13 protein-coding genes, 2 tRNA genes and 3 rRNA genes are annotated in these 26144 nt (G+C 42.5%); 2 read left to right on the forward strand and 16 right to left on the reverse strand.

The genetic code is table 11. The annotated features are described in order from the left end of the window. Nucleotides 1-126: 126 nt before the first annotated feature. Entirely contained in the window at nucleotides 127-1227 is a 1101-nt protein-coding gene (locus A4V03_RS10800; protein WP_065538894.1) for a TlpA disulfide reductase family protein, read from the forward strand. Nucleotides 1228-1504: 277 nt separating this feature from the next. Here A4V03_RS10800 and A4V03_RS10805 read toward each other — a convergent pair whose 3' ends face one another. The 14 genes from A4V03_RS10805 to A4V03_RS10870 all read right to left on the reverse strand — a co-directional run bounded on the left by A4V03_RS10805 (nucleotide 1505) and on the right by A4V03_RS10870 (nucleotide 19107). After that, on the reverse strand, nucleotides 1505-4069 hold the full coding sequence (locus A4V03_RS10805) for a glycosyltransferase family 1 protein (RefSeq protein ID WP_065538895.1): 2565 nt from the start codon (nucleotides 4067-4069) through the stop codon (nucleotides 1505-1507). 36 nt (nucleotides 4070-4105) lie between these two features. After that, on the reverse strand, nucleotides 4106-5767 hold the full coding sequence (locus A4V03_RS10810) for a glycogen/starch synthase (RefSeq protein ID WP_065538896.1): 1662 nt from the start codon (nucleotides 5765-5767) through the stop codon (nucleotides 4106-4108). Nucleotides 5768-5993: 226 nt separating this feature from the next. Then, a complete protein-coding gene (locus A4V03_RS10815) occupies nucleotides 5994-6413 on the reverse strand; it encodes an ATPase (protein ID WP_024986612.1) in 420 nt (139 codons plus the stop codon). A 31-nt stretch (nucleotides 6414-6444) separates the two neighbouring features. Continuing rightward, the gene (locus A4V03_RS10820) at nucleotides 6445-8271 is read right to left on the reverse strand and encodes a V-type ATP synthase subunit I (protein WP_024986613.1); all 1827 of its coding nucleotides are present in this window, start codon (nucleotides 8269-8271) and stop codon (nucleotides 6445-6447) included. Continuing rightward, nucleotides 8268-8873, reverse strand: coding sequence for a V-type ATP synthase subunit D (locus tag A4V03_RS10825; protein ID WP_004297640.1), 606 nt, complete (start codon nucleotides 8871-8873; stop codon nucleotides 8268-8270). The genes A4V03_RS10820 and A4V03_RS10825 overlap by 4 nt, the downstream gene beginning before the upstream one ends. Nucleotides 8874-8978: 105 nt before the next feature. Beyond that, nucleotides 8979-10307, reverse strand: a complete 1329-nt coding sequence (locus A4V03_RS10830) for a V-type ATP synthase subunit B (protein ID WP_024986614.1) — start codon at nucleotides 10305-10307, stop codon at nucleotides 8979-8981. Between the two features lie 31 nt (nucleotides 10308-10338). Continuing rightward, complete coding sequence (locus tag A4V03_RS10835; RefSeq protein WP_065538897.1) at nucleotides 10339-12099, reverse strand: V-type ATP synthase subunit A; 1761 nt, start codon at nucleotides 12097-12099, stop codon at nucleotides 10339-10341. Between the two features lie 17 nt (nucleotides 12100-12116). Further along, nucleotides 12117-12959, reverse strand: a complete 843-nt coding sequence (locus A4V03_RS10840) for a DUF2764 domain-containing protein (RefSeq protein ID WP_065538898.1) — start codon at nucleotides 12957-12959, stop codon at nucleotides 12117-12119. Nucleotides 12960-12970: 11 nt separating this feature from the next. Further along, the gene (locus A4V03_RS10845; RefSeq protein WP_065538899.1) at nucleotides 12971-13561 is read right to left on the reverse strand and encodes a hypothetical protein; all 591 of its coding nucleotides are present in this window, start codon (nucleotides 13559-13561) and stop codon (nucleotides 12971-12973) included. Nucleotides 13562-14012: 451 nt separating this feature from the next. Next, nucleotides 14013-14123 (reverse strand): 5S ribosomal RNA (rrf, locus tag A4V03_RS10850). Nucleotides 14124-14214: 91 nt separating this feature from the next. Continuing rightward, a 23S ribosomal RNA gene (locus A4V03_RS10855) occupies nucleotides 14215-17094 on the reverse strand. A 159-nt stretch (nucleotides 17095-17253) separates the two neighbouring features. Then, nucleotides 17254-17327 (reverse strand) — tRNA-Ala (locus A4V03_RS10860). Nucleotides 17328-17342: 15 nt separating this feature from the next. Then, nucleotides 17343-17416 (reverse strand) — tRNA-Ile (locus A4V03_RS10865). A gap of 162 nt (nucleotides 17417-17578) precedes the next feature. After that, nucleotides 17579-19107, reverse strand: a 16S ribosomal RNA gene (locus A4V03_RS10870). Together the 16S, 23S and 5S rRNA genes with 2 tRNA genes alongside form the textbook arrangement of a ribosomal RNA operon. A gap of 885 nt (nucleotides 19108-19992) precedes the next feature. Between A4V03_RS10870 and A4V03_RS10885 the strand changes: the two genes are divergently transcribed. Beyond that, nucleotides 19993-20463: a hypothetical protein gene (locus A4V03_RS10885; protein ID WP_065538901.1), complete on the forward strand. Its 471-nt coding sequence runs from the start codon at nucleotides 19993-19995 to the stop codon at nucleotides 20461-20463. On the opposite strand, the gene A4V03_RS10890 is transcribed toward A4V03_RS10885, so the two are convergent. Then, nucleotides 20450-21862: a glycosyl hydrolase family 28 protein gene (locus A4V03_RS10890; protein WP_065540383.1), complete on the reverse strand. Its 1413-nt coding sequence runs from the start codon at nucleotides 21860-21862 to the stop codon at nucleotides 20450-20452. The genes A4V03_RS10885 and A4V03_RS10890 overlap by 14 nt on opposite strands. Before the next feature lie 135 nt (nucleotides 21863-21997). Then, nucleotides 21998-24766 (reverse strand): heparinase II/III family protein, encoded by a 2769-nt coding sequence (locus A4V03_RS10895; protein WP_065538902.1) that lies wholly within the window; start codon nucleotides 24764-24766, stop codon nucleotides 21998-22000. Nucleotides 24767-26144 lie beyond the last annotated feature (1378 nt).

Raw genomic sequence — 26144 nt, forward strand, 5'->3', positions numbered from 1 at the left:
GCTGCAAAGGTACACATTTCTACGGTTTTCACCTAGGTGTTAATCTAATATAACAGTGTTTTTCGATACCCGATAGAAAAAAAATCTATCTTTGCATAAATATTTATTCACTAATTTTACAAAAGCATGAAAAAGTTAACTTATTTAGTTATTGCAACGGCTGCTTTAGGTATGGTAGCTTGTACCGGCAACAAAGCCGGCTACGTTGTTACGGGTACAGTAGAAGGCGCAGCCAATGGTGACACCGTTTATCTTCAGGAAGCTACAGGTCGAAATCTGACTAAACTCGATACAGCTGTCATCTCTAAAGGAACTTTTACCTTTAAAGGTACACAAGATTCTGCTGTCAACCGCTATGTCACTTGTGAAGTTAACGGAACACCATTGATGGTTGATTTCTTCCTCGAAAACGGAAAAATCAATGTCACTTTAGGTAAAGATGATGATTCCGTTACCGGTACTGCCAACAACGACGCTTATCAGGAACTCAGAGCTAAAATCAATGACATCAGCAAGAAAATGAATGCCATCTACGAAGCGATGGGGGATTCCACATTGAGCGATGAACAGAAAGAAGCCAAACAAAAAGAAGGAGCCGACTTACAGGAACAGTACGAAAACGCAGTCAAGGAAGCTGTACAGAAAAACATCACCAACCCTGTTGGCGTATTCTTGTTCAAACAGACTTTCTACAATAACTCTACTGCCGAAAACGAAGCATTACTGCAACAAATTCCGGCAAACTTGCAAAACGATGAAGCTATCGCAAGAATTAAGGAACTGACCGACAAGCAGAAAAAGACTGCCGTAGGTACTCTATTTGTTGATTTCGAAATGCAGACTCCGGAAGGAAAGACCGTGAAGTTGTCTGACTATGTGGGTAAAGGCAAAGTGGTATTGGTTGACTTCTGGGCAAGTTGGTGCGGTCCTTGCCGTCGCGAAATGCCTAACCTGGTAGAGGCTTATGCTAAATATAAAGACAAAAACTTCGAAATCGTAGGCGTATCTCTCGACCAGGATGGAGCGGCATGGAAAGAAGCAATCAAGAAGATGGACATGACTTGGCCGCAAATGTCCGACCTGAGATTCTGGCAAAGTGAAGGTGCACAGCTTTATGCTGTGAACAGTATTCCTCACACTGTATTAATCGATGGTAGTGGTAAAATTATCGCTCGCGGTTTGCATGGAGAAGAACTTCAGGCTAAAATTGCAGAAGCTGTAAAATAACAGATCGAAAAAGAAGGTTTTTCAAAGGCTTTAAAGTTCAAACAAGGGGCTGTTCGAAATGCCTTGATCCTATAAATCACGCTTACTACGACATGTTGCAGTAAGCGTGATTTTTCTTTTTAGAGACTTTTCAGATGGCTTCTTGTTTATTAAAAACGTCACAAGTCAACAACCAAACAGATAAAATCCAGCCCCTGTAATTCTCGAAAGAACACAGGGGCTGAATCTATATATGAAAGTAAGGGAGAAGGACTCCCCTACTTCTATTTCAAATCAATTAGATAAACCAACGTACGTAGCAGAAATCTTGACGGTGTGGAAGTTCCGGATTCTTCGGGAACATACGGTAAGCCACCTTGAAGCTACCTGCATTGGACAAGCTGTGTTTAACCTGGAATGTATACAAGTCACCTTCTTTCTTGATTACATCAAACGGTTCTACAGAGTAGATGTGTTGTTTTCCATCGACCGTTGTGTAAGTAGTAACCAATTCCAGACCCACTGCATCATTCAAACCTTTTTCATCGATTACGTAAGTAATAGTATATTCTTTTCCGCTTTCGATATCACCGTTCTTCAGTTCTTCTACCTTATCGCAAGATACGATTTCGATAGCATCCCATTTGGCAACCACTTCTTCTTTCCAAGCTGCGATTTCTTTGGCTTTCGCATTATCGTTAGCAGACAAAGCAGCGAAACGTTTGGCTTGCTTACAATAGAATTTGCTATAGTAGTCATCCAACTGACGTTTCATTGTATAATGAGGAGCGATCTGTGCGATAGAATTCTTCACGACCTTAATCCAGCCTTCAGAATATCCTTTCTTGTTACGCGCATAATACAATGGCATAATTTCAGTTTCAAGAATGCTGTAGATTGTAGCAGCGTCCAATTGATCCTGATGTTCCTGGTTCTGATAAGTACGTTTTTCTGTCAACGCCCAACCTGCACCTTCACGGTAACCTTCCAACCACCATCCGTCTAATACGGAGAAGTTGACAACACCGTTCATCAAAGCTTTTTCACCCGATGTACCGGATGCTTCCAACGGACGAGTCGGAGTGTTCAACCAAATATCAACACCGGAAACCAAACGACGAGCCAACTGCATATCGTAGTTTTCGAGGAAGATAATCTTGCCCAAGAATTCAGGACGGCGAGAAATTTCGATGATACGCTTAATCAATCCTTGTCCTGCTCCATCGTGCGGGTGAGCTTTACCTGTAAACAGGAACTGTACCGGATAGTCAGGATTGTTCACAATCTTAGAAAGACGTTCCAAGTCGGTAAACAACAAGTGTGCACGTTTGTAAGTAGCGAAACGACGGCCGAAACCAATCAACAATGCATTCGGATTGATTTTATCCATCAATGAAACAATGCGTGAAGGGTCTCCCTGATTCTTCAACCAAGTATCGCGGAATGACTTACGGATATAGTCAACCAACTTATTCTTCATAGTCATACGAGTCTTCCAAATCTCTTCATCGGGCACATTGTAGATAGCTTCCCAAATCTTAGGATTAGATTGATCGAACCAGAAGTTTTCGTTGAAATATTTAAAGTACAGTTCTTTCCATTCAGTTGCACTCCAAGTCGGGAAGTGAACACCATTCGTTACATATCCTACATGACTTTCTTCCGGGAAATAACCTTTCCAAATAGAAGAGAACATTTCTTGAGAAACCTTTCCGTGCAGCCAGCTCACACCGTTCACTTCCTGTGAAGTGTTGCAAGCAAAAACAGACATACAGAAACGTTCGCCTTTGTCACCCGGATTGTTACGTCCAAGATCCATCAAGTCATCCCAAGTGATACCCATTCTGGAAGGATAACCACCCATATATTTGCCGAACAGGCCTTCATCAAAATAGTCGTGACCTGCAGGAACCGGAGTATGAACAGTGTAAAGAGAAGAAGCACGAACCAACTCGATAGCTTGATCGAAAGTCAATCCTGTAGCTACATAGTCGCAGATACGCTGAACATTGATTAATGCAGCATGTCCTTCATTACAGTGATAAACATCTTTCTTGATGCCCAACGCTTTCAAAGTCAGGATACCACCGATACCCAACAAGATTTCTTGTTTCAAACGGTTTTCCCAGTCGCCGCCATAAAGCTGGTGAGTGATAGGACGGTCGAATTCACTGTTCATTTCATTATCCGTATCAAGCAGATACAAAGAAATACGTCCAACGTTTACACGCCATACGTTTGCATGAACAAAATAATCAAGATAAGGAACGTCAACTATCAACGGCTGACCATTGGCATCCATTACACGTTCAATAGGAAGTTGACCGAAGTTTTGTGCTTCGTAGTTGGCAATCTGCTGTCCATCCATAGACAACGTTTGAGTAAAGTAGCCGTAACGATACAAGAAGCCTACCGCACACAAATCAACATTGCTGTCGGAAGCCTCTTTCAGATAGTCACCAGCCAATACACCCAGACCACCGGAATATATTTTCAGGACGCTGCTCAAGCCATATTCCATACTGAAATAAGCGATAGATGGGCGTTGCTCATCCGGCTTCACATCCATGTAATCTCTGAATTTCGTATAAACTTCATTCATTCTTCTTAGAATCACTTTGTCTTTTGCCAGCGCTTCCAGCTTTTCATAGCTCATACGTTCCAACAACAGTACTGGATTCTGTCCACATTCTTTCCAAAGTTCCGGATCTAGATCTCTAAACAGTTCAGTCGCTTCAAAATTCCATGCCCACCAAATGTTGCGTGCGATTTCAGACAACTTCTCCAACTCTTCCGGTATACGTGATTTTACAGTAACCTCTTTCCAGTTGGGAGTATTCACATTACTAACTTTGATTTTCATAATGTTTACGTTTACTTATTGATAAATAATTCTTTCTTAACTCAACTGACGCTTCATAGCATTGCGCAAGGCAATGTCATAAGCCTCATAGTAATATTGTATAAAGTGCTTCCATAAAGCCTGTTCCGCTACTTCAGCGGCACGCTTACGGATTTCCTTCACTTCTTTTTCCGTCTTATCGGCAAACAGCGTAATCGTATCCTTGATGCCATCCGCCACTTCCGAATAATTATAGTCCGAACGATGCAGCACTTCTACTCCGTCATTAATGCCATGCTGGTTCTTCAGGCTGTTTACCCAAAGACCGAATCCGGCCAAATCAGTAGTGATTGTCGGCACATGAAATGCTACACTTTCCAGCGGAGTATATCCCCACGGTTCGTAATAAGAAGCGTAGACACTCAAATCCTGTCCCAACAACAAATCGTAATATTCCTTGTTCATAATGCCGTCACGACCATTCAGATAGCAAGGCACAAAAATCACCTTTACCTTATCTTCCGGACGATTGCCCATTCCCAGATATTTCAGCATGTCCAACACTTGGTCATGAGTCATATTATGCAGCCAATGAGTGACAAACGGAACTTCGAGCGGGGTATCAAACTTTTTCTTGCTTTTCAAACGTACTTGCAAATCCTCACGGGGTTCTCCTACCCAACCGGGAACATTGATGAATGCCAACACATTCTTATGCAAGTTCTTATCCCTGTTCAAGCGGTTTAATGATTCCAAAAAGACATCAATACCTTTATTCTTAAACTCATATCGCCCGCTGGTTCCGACAATTAATGTATCATCACCCAGGTTTGTTCCCAATAGTTTATTCGCTACACTGAGCATCAAGGCACGCGCACGTTTACGTTTTCCGGTAAATGTGCTTCCTTTCGGCACAAAATCATCTTCAAAACCGTTCATAAGGACTACATCCGCTGATTTGTCCAGCAGCTCCTTACATTCGTTGTTGGTGATTTCGCTAACTGTAGTAAAGCAGTCTACATAATGCGCGGTTTGTTTTTCAATCGAATGTTTCGATTCCATATTCAGTTCCTGAGCCATCTGGTCGCCATTATAAGCAAACAGATAGTCATACAACGGCTTATGATTACCAGCAATAGAACGACCGATAGAAGTAGCATGGGTCGTAAAAATAGTAGCTACCTCCGGCACAGCTTCCTGTACATAAAGCGCTCCCATTCCAGTCATCCATTCATGCGCCTGATATACCACCTTGTCCGTTTCTGTCAGGTTGTAGCGATAGAAACTCTCCACTACCCTGCCCGCAGCGTATGAAAACATAGAAGCTTCATCATAATCACCGTATGCGTGCAACGAATCTACCTGATAACGATTCCACATTTCTGTGTATATATCGTTTTTCTTTTCAAAAAAAGGTTGAAAATCAACAAGAATGACTATGGGTTCACCGGGAATGTTCCATCGTCCTACACGGACAGAAAGTTCATCTTTCTCACGTGCATGCTCTTTCCAAGCGGCACACAGATTATCCGACTCGATGAATAGAGGGTTTTCTTTTCCTTGCCACACATCAGGACCTATGAAGAAAATTCTATCGCGGAATTTTTCCTGCAATGTATTTGCCCGTGTCGACAAGACAGTATATATCCCTCCCACTTTATTACATACTTCCCAACTGGACTCGAAGATATAATCGGGGGTTAATAAATCTTTTACCATATAATATATTAAAACTCTTTTTAGTATGCGGGTGCAAAAGTACACATTATTCTTTGAAAAATAATACTTTATACAAAAAATATGAGTTAAGAAGAGGAAAGAAACGTTGTCCTACAATGGAAAAAGAATATCCCCTTGTACATGCAAAGCTGCATGAACAAGGGGAGTTACCGTTTTTTAGGAAATAAATCCTAAAAAAAGATTTACGTAGAAAGACTACATAAATTTATACCATCAACGCTGCTACCAACGCCAAAATAGCGTAAAACTCAGGAAGAGCCGCATAAATCATTGTATTGGTTTGTACATCATGTCCTTGAGAAATTCCAAGAATACCATTTGCACATACCTGTCCTTGACGAATGGCAGAGAACAGACAAACAAGTCCTACACCTAAACCGATACCCAACATCAAAGGACCTTCCGTTGCAAAATCTCTACCCATTGACATCAGAAAAGCAACAAATCCATAAAGACCTTGAGTAGCCGGAAGTGCAGACAGAATCATATAACCGGCAGATTTTGAAGGGTCTTTCTTCAAAGCGCCTTCTGCCGCATTTCCTGCAATCGTTGTGCCAAAACAACTACCAATTCCTGCAAGGGCCAACATCAAGCCCAATCCTAAATAACCTAAAACTTCATTCATAACTTTATTATTTTATTTATTTTTTAATTAATTATTTTTTTACTGTAGCAAATGGTTTATAGGCTTCACCCTTACCATTATAACCTGAATTCTTAAAATATTCGACAAACGTAAGACGAAGCGGATGCACAAAAGCACTCAGACAAGACATGGCTATATTCAGCGTATGTCCGAATATCAATATCACACCGCAAAAAATCCAGCCCAACACCGGACCCGCAGCGTCATTCACCATAAATGCCAATTGATTAAATACTCCGCCAAGCATGGCGCCTGCCAGTCCTAAAGCATACAGACGAATGTAAGAAAGCACATCACCCATCAGTCCGGTGGCCATATTGTAAGTATCCCATACACCGGCACCGATATTAACGAATATATTGCGATGAATGTTATTCAACAGATAAATGCCAATAGCCGAAATTCCACCTATCACAATAAATGCCCATGTTGACACGTCTTCTGAAATGACCTTGAAAAATGACAGGCCTCCCGTAGCAATAAAACCTACCACAAGCAACAACCATCCCCATGCGCTCAACGACTCCTTGAAACCGAATCGTACTGTCTGTCCGATAGCCTTCACCAGCATGGCAATACAAATATGCACCACACCAATAATAAGTGCCAGCAACATTTGTTTATCATACGTAGTTTCACCAATTTTACCGACAATCATGAATTGCTTCAGTTGATCCGGCAATTCCAAGTCAAACAAGTTGACACCAAAGAATGTACCCAATATGGTTCCGATAACAGATGTAAAAACACCTAACGTTATGACCAGATTCATCATTCCCCGCATCGATTCCGGCATTTTCTTCTTCAAGAAGAAACCTAAAAGTATCAATGCCAGCCCATATCCTGCATCTCCCATACAAAAGGCGAAAAAAAGCGAAAAGAAAGGAGCTACAAGAGGAGTCGGATCAAACTCGGCATAATCAGGCATACCATACATCTTGGTAAGCACCTCATACATACGAGTGAAGGCATTGTTTTTCAATTTGATAGGCGCGTTGTCTTCACGTGTAGCAGGACGTATTTCATAATATACGCTACTATTATCAAGCAATGTCTGCACTTCGTGCTGATTATCTTCCGGAATCCATCCTTCCAACAACACAACTACGCCTTCGGCCATTTCCCGACTGTTGCGTTTCACTTTCAGCAAATCAATATCGCCCTCAAGTTGAATACTACATTTCTCCAGTGTACGATAATTCTTCTTGCAGAAAGCTTTCAGTGCATCCTTTGCCTGTACAAGCATCTCTTCCGTCTTTGCCTGTTTCTGTCTCAATTCGGACAGACTCAAAGAAGGCAAACGAAGAGACTCTCTTTCCAGTTCCACCGCTTGCGAAGTCACAGTCATGAAAAAGATCACTCCACCTTGTTCATTTATAATGATGGCATTGTGTTCTTTCACCCACACTTCGTCAAACTCTTTCTCTGGACAAGTATAGAAACGTACATACAAACCTGCTTTTTCTAACCGCTGAACGGACTGCCAATCGAAATCTCCCCACATTTCCATCTGTGCTATATCTTTGGAAATGGCAGGTAATTGCTGGTTCAAATCTTGTATTCTTACCTGCAACTCTTCGTATTCCTTCGTCAAAACATCAGCCGACTGTTCCGCATAGATCGTTTCATCCGGTTGTTTATCCGCCCAAGCATACATGTTTTGAAGCATATTCTTGTACAGAACGCGTTTTTGGATAAACTGTTGCAAGTCATCATCCATTTCGCCCAACTGCTTTTCTACAATATGAACAACTCCTAACTCACGGATTTTTTGCAAAAACAACTCATACTCTTTATGATAAACCAGGAATGTGAGTTTCTTCATTTTTGTAATCATGCCTCTACCTCCTTCCTTTTTTCTTGATGGGACTTCATAATCTTTTGCGAAGATTTCGACAGGTTTTCTTCATCTTCCATAAATCGCTTGATCTTTCGCAATGCATCCTGATAGCCCGGTATCTGCACCTTCTCAAAAAGGTTCACCTTTTGAGTGGTCTTTTTCCTTGCATGTTCTAACAAGTTCAGCTTGGCGAGCATAAATTCACGTTCAATTGCCGTATGAGCCAGTTCTTCCAACAGGTGGATACCGTCGGCATACCACTTGGGGGCATTAAACATACTGTACGGACGTATCTCGAATTCTACATTCTCGAGCAACGGCACGCGCACACCCGCAATCTTTTTCACGCCAAGATGAACATCATTCACCTTTATTAATGAAGCGTCAAACTCATTCCAAAGGGCGAACATAGCTTCATAGGCTTGAATTTGTTGTTCGAGCCTATCCTCCAAATCGGCAGCTTCCGTTTTACAGCGTTTCACTTCCATGCGGAGGGCACTTTCCTTATTCTTAATGATAGGAAGCGTACGCACCCGCACTTTCAGTTGCTTTTCGAGCTGCTGAAGAGAGGTTTTGTTATATTGAAACTTTATAGCCACGATGTTCTATTTACTATTTAACTATTTACGATTTACGATTGAAATTGCTTTTATGACCATTTACAATTAATAAGTTTCAATCATAAATGATAAATCGTCTAATCGCTAATTATTTTGTTTTGGCCAGTATTGATCCACCAATTCTTTCTTGATATTCACTTCTTCCGGACGGAAGTATTTACCGAACAAGCCCCAAGCTACATCCAACATTTCAGTAGTATCCAGATTGACATCAATAGCCAACAACTGATTGGAATAGTCCTTCGCAAAAGCCAACGTACGTTCGTCGTAGTTTGTCAGGTCGAAACCGTTTTCCATCTTCGTCTTAGCGTTAGCAGCATCTGCATAGAGACGTACGGCGGCATTCATCACCTGCGGATGGTCTTTACGCGTCTTCTTACCGGTAACCAGCTGTTTCAAACGAGACAATGAACGGAACGGGTCAACAATAACCTTACCAATATCACTATCACGACGCAGGAACAACTGACCTTCTGTGATGTACCCCGTATTATCAGGCACAGCGTGCGTAATATCTCCACCGGACAAAGTAGTCACCGCAATAATTGTGATTGAACCGCCGGAAGGAAACTGCACCGCCTTTTCGTAAATCTTCGCCAAGTCCGAGTAAAGTGATCCCGGCATAGAGTCTTTAGACGGAATCTGGTCCATACGGTTGGATACGATTGCCAACGCATCAGCGTAGCTCGTCATATCGGTCAACAGTACCAGCACTTTCTCATTATTATTTACTGCAAAATATTCAGCAGCAGTCAATGCCATATCCGGAATCAGCAAACGTTCTACCGGTGGGTTTTCGGTCGTATTCATGAAACTCACGATACGGTCGAGCGCACCGGCATTAGAGAACACATTCTTAAAATACAGGTAATCATCATTCGTCATACCCATACCGCCGAGGATAATCTTATCCGTTTCAGCACGTAAGGCCACGTTTGCCATTACCTGGTTGAACGGTTGGTCCGGATCGGCAAAGAATGGAATCTTCTGACCGGATACCAGCGTATTGTTCAAGTCGATACCAGCAATACCCGTTGCAATCAGTTCCGACGGTTGTTTACGCCGAACCGGATTCACAGACGGACCACCAATTTCCACTTCCTGTCCTTCAATGTCCGGACCTCCATCAATCGGGTCACCGAAAGCATTGAAGAAACGTCCGGCCAGTTGCTCACTCACTTTCAATGTAGGCGATTTGCCGAGAAATACTACTTCGGCATTGGTCGGAATACCTTCCGTACCTTCAAATACCTGCAAAGTGACATCGTCACCGGCAATCTTAACCACCTGTGCCAGTTTACCGTCCACGGTGGCAAGCTCGTCATACCCTACCCCTGTCGCTTTCAACGAACAAGTAGCCTTGGTAATCTGAGTAATCTTGGTATATATCTTTTGAAAAGCTTTTGTTGCCATCTTACTTATTTACGATTTAACAATTTACGATTTACGATTGAAGTTTCCTCTCTTCAATCAATTCCTTCAGTTGTTTCTGGAATCCTTCATACTGTTCTGACTTGAACTTCGAATAGTTCATCTGCTTACAGATATTAATTATCTTCTTGAAGTAGTCCATTACTTCATTGAAGTTATCAAATTCAAATTCCGTATGACAGATGTCGATTACCATGTTCAGAATGTCTTCCTGACGTTCCATCGGAGTTACCGCATCAATTTCGTCGAATGCATCCTGTTGCAGGATTACAAAGTCAATCAATTCAGATTTCCAGAAGATCACGTGATATTCTACTGGTACACCGTCGTCACCGAGGATATTGATCTGTTCAGCAATTTCCTTACCACGTTGTAAACGGGTCTTAAGCTCATTGACTTTTCTGATCCATTCACCGTTGATATGACCTTTGATATACTCTTCAAATTCCGGATATTCGATATATTTTGAATAAGAATCAATCGGATTCACTGCCGGATAACGTTTCTTATCGGCACGGTCCTGCTCCAAAGCATAGAAACAGCGAGCTACCTTCTTCGTATTTTCAGTTACCGGTTCCTTCAAGTTGCCACCAGCAGGAGATACCGTACCGATAAATGTAATAGAGCCCGTTTCATCATTGTTAAGTTTTACATATCCCGCACGACCGTAGAAGTTGGAGATAATAGCCGAAATATCCATCGGGAAAGCATCTGGACCAGGCAACTCTTCCATACGGTTGGACATCTCACGCAGAGCCTGTGCCCAACGGGAAGTAGAGTCAGCCATCAACAAGACTTTCAATCCCATTGAACGGTAATATTCCGCCAGTGTCATCGCTGTATATACAGATGCTTCACGGGCAGCTACCGGCATGTTAGAAGTATTGGCGATAATAATAGTACGCTCCATCAACTTACGTCCTGTGTGCGGGTCTACCAGTTCGGGGAACTCGGTAAAGATTTCCACCACCTCATTCGCACGTTCACCGCAAGCTGCAATGATAACGATATCCGCTTCCGCCTGCTTAGAAATAGCATGCTGAAGCACCGTTTTACCTGTACCGAACGGACCGGGGATAAATCCCGTACCACCTTCCACAATCGGATTCAGCGTATCAATCACACGTACACCAGTCTCCAACAATTTGAAAGGACGCGGTTTCTCCTTATAATTCGTCATCGCACGTTTTACGGGCCATCTCTGAATCATAGTTACAGAAATATCATTACCTTCTTCGTCTGTCAGGATTGCGATGGTATCTTCTATCTTATAATCACCTTCCGGCATGATTGTTTTTACGGTAGCCGTTCCCTTCATAGTGAACGGGGCCATTATTTTCAACGGCTGAAAGTTTTCATCCACCTGTCCCAACCATGCAGAAGCCTGCACTTTGTCACCTACATTCGCCAATGGTACGAAATGCCATATACGCTCCTTATCCAACGGATACGTATATTGTCCTCTCTTCAGGAAAACTCCATCCATCTTATCGAGGTCATTTTGCAGACCATCATAGTTTTTCGATAACATACCCGGGCCTAATGTAACCTCAAGCATGTGTCCTGTAAATTCGGCTTCGGCACCCACTTTCAGCCCACGGGTACTTTCGAACACCTGGACATATACATGTGAACCTACAACCTTAATCACCTCCGCCATCAACTTATCGCCACCGGTCGAGATATAACAAATCTCATTTTGAGCTACCGGTCCGTCAACGACGAGGGTCACCATGTTGGCAATAACGCCACTAACAGTTCCTTTTGTTGCCATATATTTCTTTAATTTTATTATCTGAATTCTGCAGGAATCTGCACTTCGTTCTTCAACGACTCAATTATGCTTCTGAACAACTGATTACCTCTTTCCTTATCCAGTGAAATCCACCTTTCAATTATTTCCAACTTCAGCAGGAAAGCGAAAATACGCTCAATAGTGAAATAATCGAAGAAAGTAGCATCCTCTATCCAGTTCCACCGTAGGGCATCCAATTTCTTCTCACGCTCCACCAATTCTGTAATCTCACTGATTTTCACTAACGATTCAAAAACATCCACTTCACCGGACAGTCCGAAATCGCGGGCACTTGATGTACGCAATGCTTCGCATACTTCCGTATTTCCCACAACATTGGAAGCAATATCCCACTTAAATTTACGGCTGGTAAATGCAACAAGAATATTATTGATGTTCAAATTGAACTCAAACCAGGCAGAAACAAACTTATTTCCACACTTCATAGCATGCTCATAATACAAAGCAGCCAGATGATCTTCGTGCAAAGTCGTACTATCAGCCGGAGTATTCAAATAATCAGTTATAAAAGTAGAAAGATAGACCGGAAATTCTTTAGGACTAATTTCTCCACCTTCTCTCAGAACAGAAATATATTCTGTGAGTTCTTCAGCAGAGTAATTTCCCCGTTTGTCGATTTCCGCTTCTTTATCTTTGAGAAGTTTCAGCACATTTGCATTATCAAATTTCAGATAAAACAAGTCGATCAACTTCCGGTCTGAAGCAGACAATCCATTATAGATTTCAGTCTTAAAATCGGCTACTGTATAGCTCAGCTTGCTGTCTTCCAGCGAAAGTTCCGGCAAACCTGCTACCAAGTAATAGTACTTACTACTCATAGTCGCTTCTTTTAAAATAGCATTTCTACTAATTGAGGACGCAAGAACGCTTTGAAGTAATTCATGAATTCTTCTTCTCCGAAGTTCACCTTATACGAACCGTCCGCTGGAGAAACGGTAAACAGAGTCTTGATACCATTTACTTGCTGGATAGTCATTCCCTTGTCTAATAAAGCTTTTGCATGAGCTGCAAAATACTTTTTCAGTGATTCCGCATCGGCTGTTGAGATGACGATAGGTTCGTCTATGCTCCATTTGGATGCCAATGCTACGATAAACGCGTTCAGATAATCTTTATCCTGAGCGAAATCTTTCACGGCAGCGGTTATCAACTTGTCAGTTACCATTGTAGCGACTTCAGATTTGAGCGCATTCACAGCCTGACCGGCAAATAGTTTTAACTCTGATTTAGTATTTTCTGCTAACTCATCAGCAGATTTACGAGAGAAGTTTACAATTGATTCTGCCTCTTTACGGGCATCCTCAATGATTTTCTTAGCTTCTTCCTGAGCATTCGCGATAAGTCTTTGCGCTTCCTCGTTTCCTTTTTCCACGCCTTCACGATAAATCTTATCGGTCAACTCTTGAATTTTGTTTTCCATATTAACAGGAGTATTTAGTATTATTACTATATTAACTATGTGTCCTTTCTCAGATTCTCGCCAAATTTACAAAAATCAATTTGATAAAAAAGAGAAAGAAGAAAAGAAAAAAGATTCGTTTGCAAAAAAATCACAGACCTACACCTATTTTGTTCCACTTTTGCCCTTTTTCTATTACTAAATGACACATTCCCGGATTTTTCAAACCGGAAAACAAATATATATTGAAAGCGACAAACAGGATATTAATACAAGATTAAATAACAAAAGCTATTGGTATCACATTTGGCATTAGTGAATATAGCAATCTTATTTGCGGAAGAAGAGAAGAGGTTATCTTTTATCCATCCTTAAAAACAGCCCCTCTTGATTCATTGATGGATCTTTTTGCAAAGTTCCAAAACACCGAAATCCCCTTGACTCATTCCTGAATCAAGGGGATTCTTCTTTAAAACGGCGGCTACCTACTCTCCCACTGTTACGCAGTACCATCGGCGTGACGAGGCTTAACTTCTCTGTTCGGAATGGGAAGAGGTGGAACCCTCGTGCTATAACCACCTGAATAAGGTTATGACATGATGAAAAGTAAAATATAAAGTATTATTCTCAAAAGAATAATCCGCTAAACGTATATACCCAACCGGTACATATTTGAAAGAAAGTGGACGGGCAATTAGTAATGCTCGGCTATGATGTTACCACCTTTACACCTGCATCCTATCAACGTCATCGTCTTTGACGACCCTAAGAAATCTAATCTTGTGGCTGGCTTCGTACTTAGATGCTTTCAGCACTTATCCAATCCCGACTTAGATACCCAGCGATGCACCTGGCGGCACAACTGGTAAACCAGAGGTCAGTCCAACACGGTCCTCTCGTACTAGTGTCAGAGCCACGCAAATTTCATACGCCCACGATAGATAGAGACCGAACTGTCTCACGACGTTCTGAACCCAGCTCGCGTGCCACTTTAATGGGCGAACAGCCCAACCCTTGGGACCTTCTCCAGCCCCAGGATGTGACGAGCCGACATCGAGGTGCCAAACCCCTCCGTCGATATGAGCTCTTGGGAGGGATCAGCCTGTTATCCCCGGAGTACCTTTTATCCTTTGAGCGATGTCCCTTCCATGCGGAAACACCGGATCACTATGCTCTAGTTTCCTACCTGATCGACCTGTCTGTCTCCCAGTCAAGCGCCCTTATGCCATTACACTCTGCGGACGGTTACCAATCGTCCTGAGGGCACCTTTAGAAGCCTCCGTTACACTTTTGGAGGCGACCACCCCAGTCAAACTACCCACCAAACAGTGTCCTCTTATCCAAGAGTTAGAACTCAAATAATCAAAGGGCCGTATTTCAACAGCGACTCCACAAATACTGGCGTACCTGCTTCGAAGTCTCCGGCCTATCCTACACATCAATTACCCAAATTCAATGTTAAGCTATAGTAAAGGTTCACGGGGTCTTTTCGTCCCATCGCGGGTAATCGGCATCTTCACCGATACTACAATTTCACTGAGCTCACGGTTGAGACAGTGTCCAGATCATTACACCATTCGTGCAGGTCGGAACTTACCCGACAAGGAATTTCGCTACCTTAGGACCGTTATAGTTACGGCCGCCGTTTACTGGGGCTTCAATTCAATGCTTCTCTTGCGATGACATCTCCTCTTAACCTTCCAGCACCGGGCAGGTGTCAGGCTGTATACGTGATCTTTCAATTTGGCACAGCCCTGTGTTTTTGTTAAACAGTTGCCTGGACCTATTCTCTGCGCCCAACTCTCGTTGGGACCCTTTATCCCGAAGTTACAGGGTCAGTTTGCCTAGTTCCTTAACCGTGAATCACTCAAGCGCCTTAGTATATTCAACCCGACTACGTGTGTCCGTTTGCGGTACGGGTACCTTAAAGATTAAGTTTAGCGGATTTTCTTGGGAGTATGCTTACACGCGCTATTACCGTTTCCCGGAGGAATTGGTATACTATCAGGTTCGACTCTCTTTGTGGATTTGCCTGCAAAGATCAAAATCTACACCCTTCAACGGACTATTCCGTCAGTCCGCGGCGCTGTCACTGCTCCGTCTCCACGTCACTCTGAAAGGTAGTACAGGAATATTAACCTGTTCTGCCATCGGCATCACCGTTCGGCTGAGCCTTAGGACCCGACTAACCCTGATCCGATTAGCGTTGATCAGGAAACCTTAGTCTTTCGGCGAGGGGGTTTCCCACCCCCTTTATCGTTACTTATACCTACATTTGCTTTTCCACACGCTCCAGCAAAGCTCACGCTTCACCTTCGACGCGGAGTGGAATGCTCCCCTACCGATGTTTGCACATCCCATAGCTTCGGTAAATTGCTTCATGCCCGATTATTATCCACGCCAAACTCCTCGACTAGTGAGCTGTTACGCACTCTTTAAATGAATGGCTGCTTCCAAGCCAACATCCTAGCTGTCTTAGCAATCTGACTTCGTTAGTTCAACTTAGCAATTATTTCGGGACCTTAGCTGATGGTCCGGATTCTTCTCCTTTAGGACATGGACCTTAGCACCCATGCCCTCACTCCCGGGATAGGACTACTGCGCATTCGGAGTTTATCAAGACTTGATAGGCGGTGAAGCCCTCGCATCTTATCAGTCGCTCTACCTCACAGTAGTAATTCCCGAGGCTGCACCTAAATGCATTTCGGGGAGTACGAGCTATCTCCAAGTTTGATTAGCCTTTCACCCCCACCCTCAGTTCATCCGGAAGCTTTTCAACGCTTATCGGTTCGGTCCTCCAGTTAGTGTTACCTAACCTTCAACCTGACCAAGGGTAGATCACTTGGTTTCGCGTCTACTCCTTCCGACTGGGCGCCCTGTTCAGACTCGCTTTCGCTTCGGCTGCGCATCTCAAGATGCTTAACCTTGCCGGAAAAAGTAACTCGTAGGTTCATTATGCAAAAGGCACGCCGTCACTTCTTACGAAGCTCCGACCGCTTGTAGGCGCACGGTTTCAGGGACTATTTCACTCTTCTGTTCGAAGTGCTTTTCACCTTTCCTTCACAGTACTGGTTCGCTATCGGTCTCTCGGGAGTATTTAGCCTTACCGGATGGTCCCGGCAGATTCACGCAAGATTCCTCGTGTCCCGCGCTACTCAGGATACCACTACGCTTCGTTTAGCTTCGAATACAGGACTATCACCGTCTATGGTCCAATTTTCCAAAGGGTTCTTCTCACTAAACTTCTTGCGACATCGTGGTCCTACAACCCCAATATTGCCGTAACAACATTGGTTTGGGCTAATCCCCGTTCGCTCGCCACTACTAGGGGAATCATTATTATTTTCTTTTCCTGCAGGTACTAAGATGTTTCAGTTCCCTGCGTTAGCCTCCATCTAGGATGGATGATGTTCCTTCAGAACACCGGGTTGTCCCATTCGGAAATCTCCGGATCAAAGGTTATTTGCACCTCCCCGGAGCTTATCGCAGCTTATCACGTCCTTCATCGCCTCCGAGAGCCAAGGCATCCGCCATGCGCCCTTGCTTACTTTCTTTCAAACGTTCTGTCCGTGTATTGGTATTGGTGTGGAATCGCTTCCGGCCGCCAATATTGCATACCCGGACACGTACGGTTTGATATATACTTTTAGCTCTTACTTTTTATTTTACTTCTTGTACATCATGTCAAAGATCGTTTCTCTTTTCAGAGACTGTGGAGAATAACGGATTCGAACCGTTGACCCTCTGCGTGCAAGGCAGATGCTCTAGCCAGCTGAGCTAATCCCCCAAAAGAGTTTCGGAGTAGTCCCAGGCAGAGTTGAACTGCCGACCTCTACATTATCAGTGTAGCGCTCTAACCAACTGAGCTATAGGACTAGTTCAACCTTGTCTACCTGTGCGTTAGACTCGGCTTCTTGTTTCTCTTGTTTATCTCTATCTATACTTCTATAGATGGTTGATCTATATCTTATAAATAAACAAGTACCAGTAGTACAAAAACAGAACCTTGAAAAAGCCATCATTACGGCATCTCTCCAGAAAGGAGGTGTTCCAGCCGCACCTTCCGGTACGGCTACCTTGTTACGACTTAGCCCCAATTACCAGTTTTACCCTAGGACGCTCCTCGCGGTTACGTACTTCAGGTACCCCCGGCTTTCATGGCTTGACGGGCGGTGTGTACAAGGCCCGGGAACGTATTCACCGCGCCATGGCTGATGCGCGATTACTAGCGAATCCAGCTTCACGAAGTCGGGTTGCAGACTTCGATCCGAACTGAGAGAGGTTTTGGGGATTAGCATCCTGTCGCCAGGTAGCTGCCTTCTGTACCCCCCATTGTAACACGTGTGTAGCCCCGGACGTAAGGGCCGTGCTGATTTGACGTCATCCCCACCTTCCTCACATCTTACGACGGCAGTCTCTCTAGAGTCCTCAGCAGAACCTGTTAGTAACTAAAGATAAGGGTTGCGCTCGTTATGGCACTTAAGCCGACACCTCACGGCACGAGCTGACGACAACCATGCAGCACCTTCACACCTGCCTTGCGGCTAACATGTCTCCACGTTATTCAGGTGCAATTTAAGCCCGGGTAAGGTTCCTCGCGTATCATCGAATTAAACCACATGTTCCTCCGCTTGTGCGGGCCCCCGTCAATTCCTTTGAGTTTCACCGTTGCCGGCGTACTCCCCAGGTGGAATACTTAATGCTTTCGCTTGGCCGCTTACCGTATATCGCAAACAGCGAGTATTCATCGTTTACTGTGTGGACTACCAGGGTATCTAATCCTGTTTGATACCCACACTTTCGAGCATCAGTGTCAGTTGCAGTCCAGTGAGCTGCCTTCGCAATCGGAGTTCTTCGTGATATCTAAGCATTTCACCGCTACACCACGAATTCCGCCCACCTCTACTGTACTCAAGACTGCCAGTTTCAACTGCAATTTTACGGTTGAGCCGCAAACTTTCACAACTGACTTAACAATCCACCTACGCTCCCTTTAAACCCAATAAATCCGGATAACGCTCGGATCCTCCGTATTACCGCGGCTGCTGGCACGGAGTTAGCCGATCCTTATTCATATGGTACATACAAGAGGGTATGCATACCCTGTTTTATTCCCATATAAAAGAAGTTTACAACCCATAGGGCAGTCATCCTTCACGCTACTTGGCTGGTTCAGACTCTCGTCCATTGACCAATATTCCTCACTGCTGCCTCCCGTAGGAGTTTGGACCGTGTCTCAGTTCCAATGTGGGGGACCTTCCTCTCAGAACCCCTATCCATCGTCGTCTTGGTGGGCCGTTACCCCGCCAACTAACTAATGGAACGCATCCCCATCGATAACCGAAATTCTTTAATATCAAGATCATGCGACCTTGATATCCTATCGGATATTAATCTTTCTTTCGAAAGGCTATCCCCGAGTTATCGGCAGGTTGGATACGTGTTACTCACCCGTGCGCCGGTCGCCATCGGAAGTTTGCAAGCAAACTCCCATGCTGCCCCTCGACTTGCATGTGTTAAGCCTGTAGCTAGCGTTCATCCTGAGCCAGGATCAAACTCTTCATTGTAAAAGTATCTTTAATCATCCCTTAGGATGTCTTTTTGCTCTGTTCAGGACGCCGTAAATTCATTGACTCTTTTCAAGTACCTGTGTCTCATAATGCATTGCTACATTAAGACAAGTATTGACGGTTCTATTTTTTACTTGTACTACTTGTATTGTTTATCAATATTTCAAAGAACTTGTCGCTTTCGTTTCAAAAGCGGGTGCAAAGGTAAGCGCTTTATTTTTAACCACCAAACTTTTTCGGAAGTTTTTTTTTCATTTTTTCTTTTTACTCATTTCTCAGGCTCTCTTTGCGAAAGGGAAAGAATGTATAAAAGAAAAGAAACAAAGGACGCTTTCTTTACGAATCGGACTGCAAAGATAAGAACTTTATTTTATATCTTCCAAAACTTTTTCGAAGTTTTTTTGTTCTTAATGTTGAAGACCAAGACGCGCTTTCTCACTAAGTCAATCTTACAAGGCTTTCTTCTCTTGGAAAGCGGGTGCAAAAGTAGGCCCTTTTCACATATACTCCAAATATATCAGGATCTTTTTTCGAAGTTTTTTTGAAGGATTTTGCTAAAGTGCTGAAAGAGAATGATGTTGTAGAACATGTTTTCTTTATCATAAAAGGATTGGGGAGGAAACGGTAAAGGAAATGCACATTATTATATTGCATGCGGGTACACGCGTGCGCATCCGAAGAATCGCACACATGAAAAGAATAGGGCGAAAGGGATAAACAAAAGAAAAAAGGTAGATTAGACAACGGATTGTTGATTGAAGAGACCTATTGGTTCCGGTTGTCCCACATATTGTGGGAAAGTATTCCCGCATATTATGGGAATTTGTTCCCAAGTAATAGGGAATCTTTTCCCAAGCAGTAGGGAAACTTTTCCCACAATATATGGGACTGATGCACGGTATATGGAAACAAGCAAAAGGAAGAGGGCGGATACGATATAACTATACTTGGCAAAAGCCGGCAATTGAGGCATATATCAGGCATTCAAGCGATAAAAAAAACGAGAAATACACTAAAAACAGAGGAGTGCTTGCAGAGGTGCAAAAACGACATATATCATTATCAATCAACGGATTGAATAAAAAAAGGGAAATTCACATAGTGAGGGCAAACGCCTGCCCTCACTATGCTATCATACTTGCCCTAATAGCGGAAAGCACGATGAATAAAGGGATTGGGAGGAGATATGAGAGCATGAGGGCAAAAAAGGGAAATAATTCCTGTGGGAGGATTAAGAAAAATGAATTTAGGGGAGAATTGAGAAAGCATCCCAACCCTATCACTCAAACAACACACATAAGCTCGTTAATCATTGTGTTATTTTCAAGTCTTTGTTTTTCTATTTTACCTTAATTCCTTCCACAAATTCATTCGTTATAAAGCCATTGATATTCTTCATCTTCACCCCATTTATTATCACATTATCAAAAGTCACATTTTTTATTCTACGATTCTCATCTAATCCTTTCAATAGAGAGGGATTCTCCCCTACTCCATTATAGGTTATATTACGGAAAATAATATCCTCAATACCTCGTCCGGGCTGCTTGTCATATTTCGGATTGAAGCGGACATTGACATGGAACAAACGCCCTTCCTGAATACTTTCTACTCTTATATTATCGAACAAGATATTACGTACCAGGTTCTTATCACCGCAATCTATCGTCATGCATCCCTGATAAAGGGGATCATCTTCATCATGTTCCAGAATATCGACATTGCGAACTGTTACGTTTTCTACTGTCTCTCCCACTTCATCTGCCGGATTACCATGTCCGCCGATATTGACAGGGTGTGCAATATCAGCCCAAAGGATAGAATTCTGCAAAGTGATATTTTTACTTCCACCGTAATAATTCCAACGATGTGCATAAACAGCAATACAGTCATCACTATTCCGCATGAAAATATTATCAATCAGTACCTCATTGCAACACATCAGATCAATGCCGTCGCTCCATCCTTTACAACTGAAAGATTTCAGGTTCTTGATGGTCAAGCCGGTGGCTTCACCTCCGAAAACCGTATAATGATCAGGATTTACAATGGTTATTCCATCAACCAATACATTTTTAGAATAGGTTACTTCAATGCCGCGCAATGGATGATCGAGAATTCCACGGCCAATGATACGTACATTCTCGGCTTTATCCACCAATAATTTTGCTTTTACGACAGCGCCCGGTGCCAGATAAACGGTTGTATTGGAAGGGATTCTAATTTGATTATTGGGAACATCCTGGGGACGATGTATTCCCGGTCCAAAAAACATGACGCCCGCACTGCTTTCCGAGTAGGTTTCTGTCTCTAAAGGATTAGCAAACAGATGAAGATTATGTAAACGGTCTCCATTAAATTCCACGGATAGATATCGTGGTTTCTCCAAAGTAAATGAAATAGTATTCTGATTTACTGTATGACGGATTTTATTTTCCAAAGGTCGGATTTGCACATCCTGAATCAGTCCGTTATTCTTCTTTACCATCACCTCAACGGGACTGCCCATATCAAACTGTACCATAGAAGCTGATTGCACATTATCCATATCCACACTGACATTGTATTCAAACAAGTCTTTCCATTCTCCACCCGGCACACGTACCCGGACGGTATAATCGTCATTATGTTGCATCCCCGTTTTTAATCCTTCCGGATAAGTCACCAGTTGCGCATTTGCAAATATCGAAAATGCCATAAATGTGAGCAATAGGCACTTTTTTCTATCTTGCAATTTCTTAAATAGATTCATCTTTGTTATTTCCATATATAATTCTCCCATCATAAAAAAGACACGTTTTGTCCTACCTTGTTTCATCCCATCATAAGTATCATTAATAACCACCCCACACAAGATATGCTTTTTTTTCATTCAGAATCATTTTAATCAGACAGGCAATAACGTGAGTTGCGATGTTATTCCTGATTTTATCTTTTTGCCATTAATAACCACTGTACAAGGAACAGAAGAAAGGATATACCATTTCCCCTGTTTCTTTTCGAGTAGCACATTACCTGCCTGATCCGTATGGACCGTCACTCTGGGTGCAACAAGTTGTGTTCCGTTTCCCAAGAATAAAGTTCGGTTTCCTGCATATTCATTGCTGATAATCGCATAGTCTGCTTTTACTTTCATTCCTCGATAAGTGGCGGTCTGCGTAGCATCAGACAAGGAGAAAATATAATCTGTACGCCTATTTTTGCTTTTCACACAAATACCGGCAAAGTCTTTCAAAACAGTTTCTTCTGCATCAAAATAGGATACAGACTGAATGGCAGATGGTTCTTTCTTCGTACTCGGTTCATAGACTGCGACAAAAGGACGAGTCCATGCTTCTCCATGCTGACGGGCCACGAAAGTCAATGTCGGTTGTTCTTTTATATTATATGGCATACCAGGTGTACGACTTAAACCTTCGGTCATCGGTGACAAGGCTGTGAAAACTTCACGATCCGGTTCCCCTTTCATCCAGAGGTTCATTACTATATCATCCCCGCCTTTATCTTTCATGTCGATGATAAAGGTCGCTTTTACATCTTTACTGGTAGCTGCAACTTTCTTGTCATATAAATAAGAATAACCATACAGATGCGCTCCAGCAAAAGCTAGTTCTTCTGTCGGTTGAAGATTCAGGTCTGTACCATCAGCTGCTGTCAATGTCATGACCTGTCCGAGATTATGATAGAAATAATCATGCATCTTATCCCCTCCCCGCTCTTTCCGGCTTCGGAATACATCTACATAATATCCTGTCTCGGGGCTGGTGGTAACAATACTCATCATCCGGGTCTGATCCGCCCTGCTTTCCGGTTCACGAAAATAGACATTACTGTAAGTAACAGAAGTAAACTCCTTTCCCGGTTCTGCCGAAGCAGGAAAACAGGAAAGCAAATCAAAAGAATGATTACTTTTCATTACCGGATAGCTTGATATTCCATCTACGCATACTGTATTGTGACTTGGAAATTGAGAGTAATATTCGGCATAATCCAGACCGCTATACAAAGTCAAACCGATTCCTGCATCTGGTCCAAGCACATATCCTTTTCCATAAAGTTCCATGGAAATACCGTTAGCGTGCATGTGGTTTCCTTCACTGGCATTCAGAGAAATCATCAGGCTATGACGCGGATGCATTCCGTTCCGCTGCACCAACCACGACACATTGGGAGCATAGAACAAAGGAGAAACATAATCCTCTATCTTCCCTGCTTTCACTTTCGGACTCAGACTTAACGGTTTATCTTCAAAGAAAGAATTGACAGATACACGCACGTTATTCTTCTCTCCTTTTTCATTATCAATTTCGGGATTCAAGCATTTCAGCAAAGCGGTGAAGTAGTTCTCTTGTTCCGTCTTACCGTTTGCCTGCGCATTCTGTATCATGCGGATAAAGAAGTTCGTATTCAAATAGCTTGGATGCGTATCTCCGAAACCACAAATCATCCGGTTGGGAAAAAGATATTGCGGAGTGGCTGCCACTGCTTTCGACAGCACAGGCATAGCCTTTACCAAATCATATTTCAAGTTGTTATCAAACTGGTTGGCAAAATTAGCATAATCGTTGATTACTACACTACTATATCCTGGACACTCTGCCCAGATACCAGTTGTTGAATCAAAGCCATAATCAGCAAGACGAGTCAGACTCCATTGGCGGATACTGGAACGGTTCAACACATAATCAATATAATATTCACGTCCTTTTCCATCTGCATACTCTTTATTATCTTCAAGCACCAATCCCACATTCATGATATATCGTGCCTGCAATAAATCCCAGTTATTATGAGGGACTCCATTCGCTATGATGTTATCCGCCCATTTCTTAAATGCACCGGCATAGATGTCCATCTTTTCCGGATAGTTGGTCCTCAGGTAATTATAAAGAAAATCATACAAGGGAACGACGATATGCAGGGCGTCTTCGTGAATTACTTCAAAAGAAGTCAATCCTACCAATGTCTGTTGATGGCCATGATTCAGATCAATGGGAACATTTCTGTAATAAATTCCGGTCATATACGTATCAAACACACCGGCTGCCAGTTTCGCGAATTTTTCCTCATCTGTCATCCAATAGAGGAAAGCTGCATCACAAGCTATTCCTAGAATTTCCCGGTTCAGGCTTTCGATATTTCGTCCTGTTTTTGACGGATGTACACTTTCCAAAGGACGTTCCGGCAATGCATTGTTGCAAAAAGTCACATTTCCGTTTTCATCATCGTCATAAGGTACTACATCTGCCAGTTTGGGACGGCCATGAGTAGCAGCCGTTCCACGTGTCCCTGTATAACGGACAGTCGGATAAGGAGCTTTCTCGCCTCCGGCATGATCGTAATTCTCACCTTTCACATATACCTCGGTTGCATGAGATTTCCAATACATTGCCAGACGGAATAACAACCATGCGGGTTGAGCATCCGTCAGTTTGGTATATACTTCGGTTCGTTCCTTTAATTTATTGAATACGTCTTTCGCCCATTTCTCTTTTTTAATCAACTCCCACGTATCCTGCTTTTCATCCGGTGTGGTCAACACTCTCGGATGTTCTTGCGGCATTTTCTCCGGCAACGGAATTTCCCGTCCGTTTTCCTGTCCGGATGCATTATTCAATAAGCAAAGAAGACATAGTCCCAGTAAAAATTGTCTCATACTTTATATTTCATTTTTAAGTTTACTACCTATTAAATACGAAGATAGAGAATTATTTACCTAATTACCTTCATTAAGGCCTGTTTTATTTGCCCGAACGCTGCTTCTATTCAAAACTATATTTGCAAAAAGATTATTGAAGAATTGGGGATCAGTTGTAATTCTTGGAGATTTGATTCAGGGCAATCACATCCTTAAAATTTAATTCAATTCTATACTGGAATGAATGAGATTTTGTTTTCAATTACTGATTTGCATAAGTATAACATGAACTTTTGATTCATAAGTTCCACCAGCTTCACCTTATAACTGAAACATCGATGAATAAGGAGATAACGGGTGAAAGCGTAGGAAAAAAACAGGTGAAGTCTTCCATTATCGCTTTCACCTTTTGAATTTATTTATACCGATTGCTAGACATATAGAGCCATCATGATGGACATATAGAGCCACCGTGCTGAATATATAGATGCAATACGGTGAGTATATAGATGTACCAATTCAAATATTAACAGATGAGAGCCAAGGTATTAACAACTGACAACTAGGCTATTAATATCTGACAGTTTATCTGTTAATACCTGACAATGGATTTGCTATAAGCATATTTTCATTAGCTATAATGATATTGGTTTTAGCTCAAAGGATATTTTGAAAAGACAAGGTGAAACCAATAATGTCCTGTTTCACCTGATTTCACCCCTCGCTTTCACCCGCTATAGCCTTATTCATCGGCATTTCAAGAATCAGGTGAAATCGATGAATGGCAATAATTTTATAGTAGCATTGATGATACTTTATTTATAAAGAAAGAGGTAAGTTACGCAGTATTCCGCTATCGAATGAGTCAGAACTGCACAGTTTAGCTCATTTTCACACCGGAATGAATCTATTTTGTTAAGGATGTGATTGCCCTGAATCAAATCCCCCAATTTCCAGACTGAGCCCAAAAATAAGAATTTTAACGCAATCCCCCAAGAATTACAACTGCCCCCCGTTCCAAATGTGTTCCACTAAAAACAAATCAGCCGCTAACTGTCCGTCAGCAGCTTTCTTACACCCTTATTTGCGGAGAGGGCGGGTTTTGAACCTATAACTCTAACCGCTTATATTTCAGCTACTTTACTTTCAAAATTTCAAATAGGTAACGAAACAGTAACGATTTTCAACCGTTAAGCCTGTCCAACTTTGACCGCTGTTTGTCTGCCTAACTTTCGGGTTCAAAGATACGGCTTTCTTTTGAAACTCGCAAATATCTGATAATAAATATTTTTGGGTTAGTGCAAGGTGCAAGCTATATATATAAATATATACTTGCACCTTGCACTAAAAAAAAGCACTGGAGTACAAATGGTTAAAACAAAATCCGTATCTTCGT

Source organism: Bacteroides caecimuris (assembly GCF_001688725.2).
GTDB classification, from domain to species: domain Bacteria; phylum Bacteroidota; class Bacteroidia; order Bacteroidales; family Bacteroidaceae; genus Bacteroides; species Bacteroides caecimuris.

What these genes read in the sequence shown, in the direction of transcription:
- A4V03_RS10800 (WP_065538894.1), top strand. Translation starts at nt 127, where the DNA reads ATGAAAAAGTTAACTTATTTAGTTATTGCAACGGCTGCTTTAGGTATG.
- A4V03_RS10805 (WP_065538895.1), bottom strand. Translation starts at nt 4,069, where the DNA reads ATGAAAATCAAAGTTAGTAATGTGAATACTCCCAACTGGAAAGAGGTT.
- A4V03_RS10810 (WP_065538896.1), bottom strand. Translation starts at nt 5,767, where the DNA reads ATGGTAAAAGATTTATTAACCCCCGATTATATCTTCGAGTCCAGTTGG.
- A4V03_RS10815 (WP_024986612.1), bottom strand. Translation starts at nt 6,413, where the DNA reads ATGAATGAAGTTTTAGGTTATTTAGGATTGGGCTTGATGTTGGCCCTT.
- A4V03_RS10820 (WP_024986613.1), bottom strand. Translation starts at nt 8,271, where the DNA reads ATGATTACAAAAATGAAGAAACTCACATTCCTGGTTTATCATAAAGAG.
- A4V03_RS10830 (WP_024986614.1), bottom strand. Translation starts at nt 10,307, where the DNA reads ATGGCAACAAAAGCTTTTCAAAAGATATATACCAAGATTACTCAGATT.
- A4V03_RS10835 (WP_065538897.1), bottom strand. Translation starts at nt 12,099, where the DNA reads ATGGCAACAAAAGGAACTGTTAGTGGCGTTATTGCCAACATGGTGACC.
- A4V03_RS10840 (WP_065538898.1), bottom strand. Translation starts at nt 12,959, where the DNA reads ATGAGTAGTAAGTACTATTACTTGGTAGCAGGTTTGCCGGAACTTTCG.
- A4V03_RS10845 (WP_065538899.1), bottom strand. Translation starts at nt 13,561, where the DNA reads ATGGAAAACAAAATTCAAGAGTTGACCGATAAGATTTATCGTGAAGGC.
- A4V03_RS10885 (WP_065538901.1), top strand. Translation starts at nt 19,993, where the DNA reads ATGGGACTGATGCACGGTATATGGAAACAAGCAAAAGGAAGAGGGCGG.
- A4V03_RS10890 (WP_065540383.1), bottom strand. Translation starts at nt 21,862, where the DNA reads ATGAATCTATTTAAGAAATTGCAAGATAGAAAAAAGTGCCTATTGCTC.
- A4V03_RS10895 (WP_065538902.1), bottom strand. Translation starts at nt 24,766, where the DNA reads ATGAGACAATTTTTACTGGGACTATGTCTTCTTTGCTTATTGAATAAT.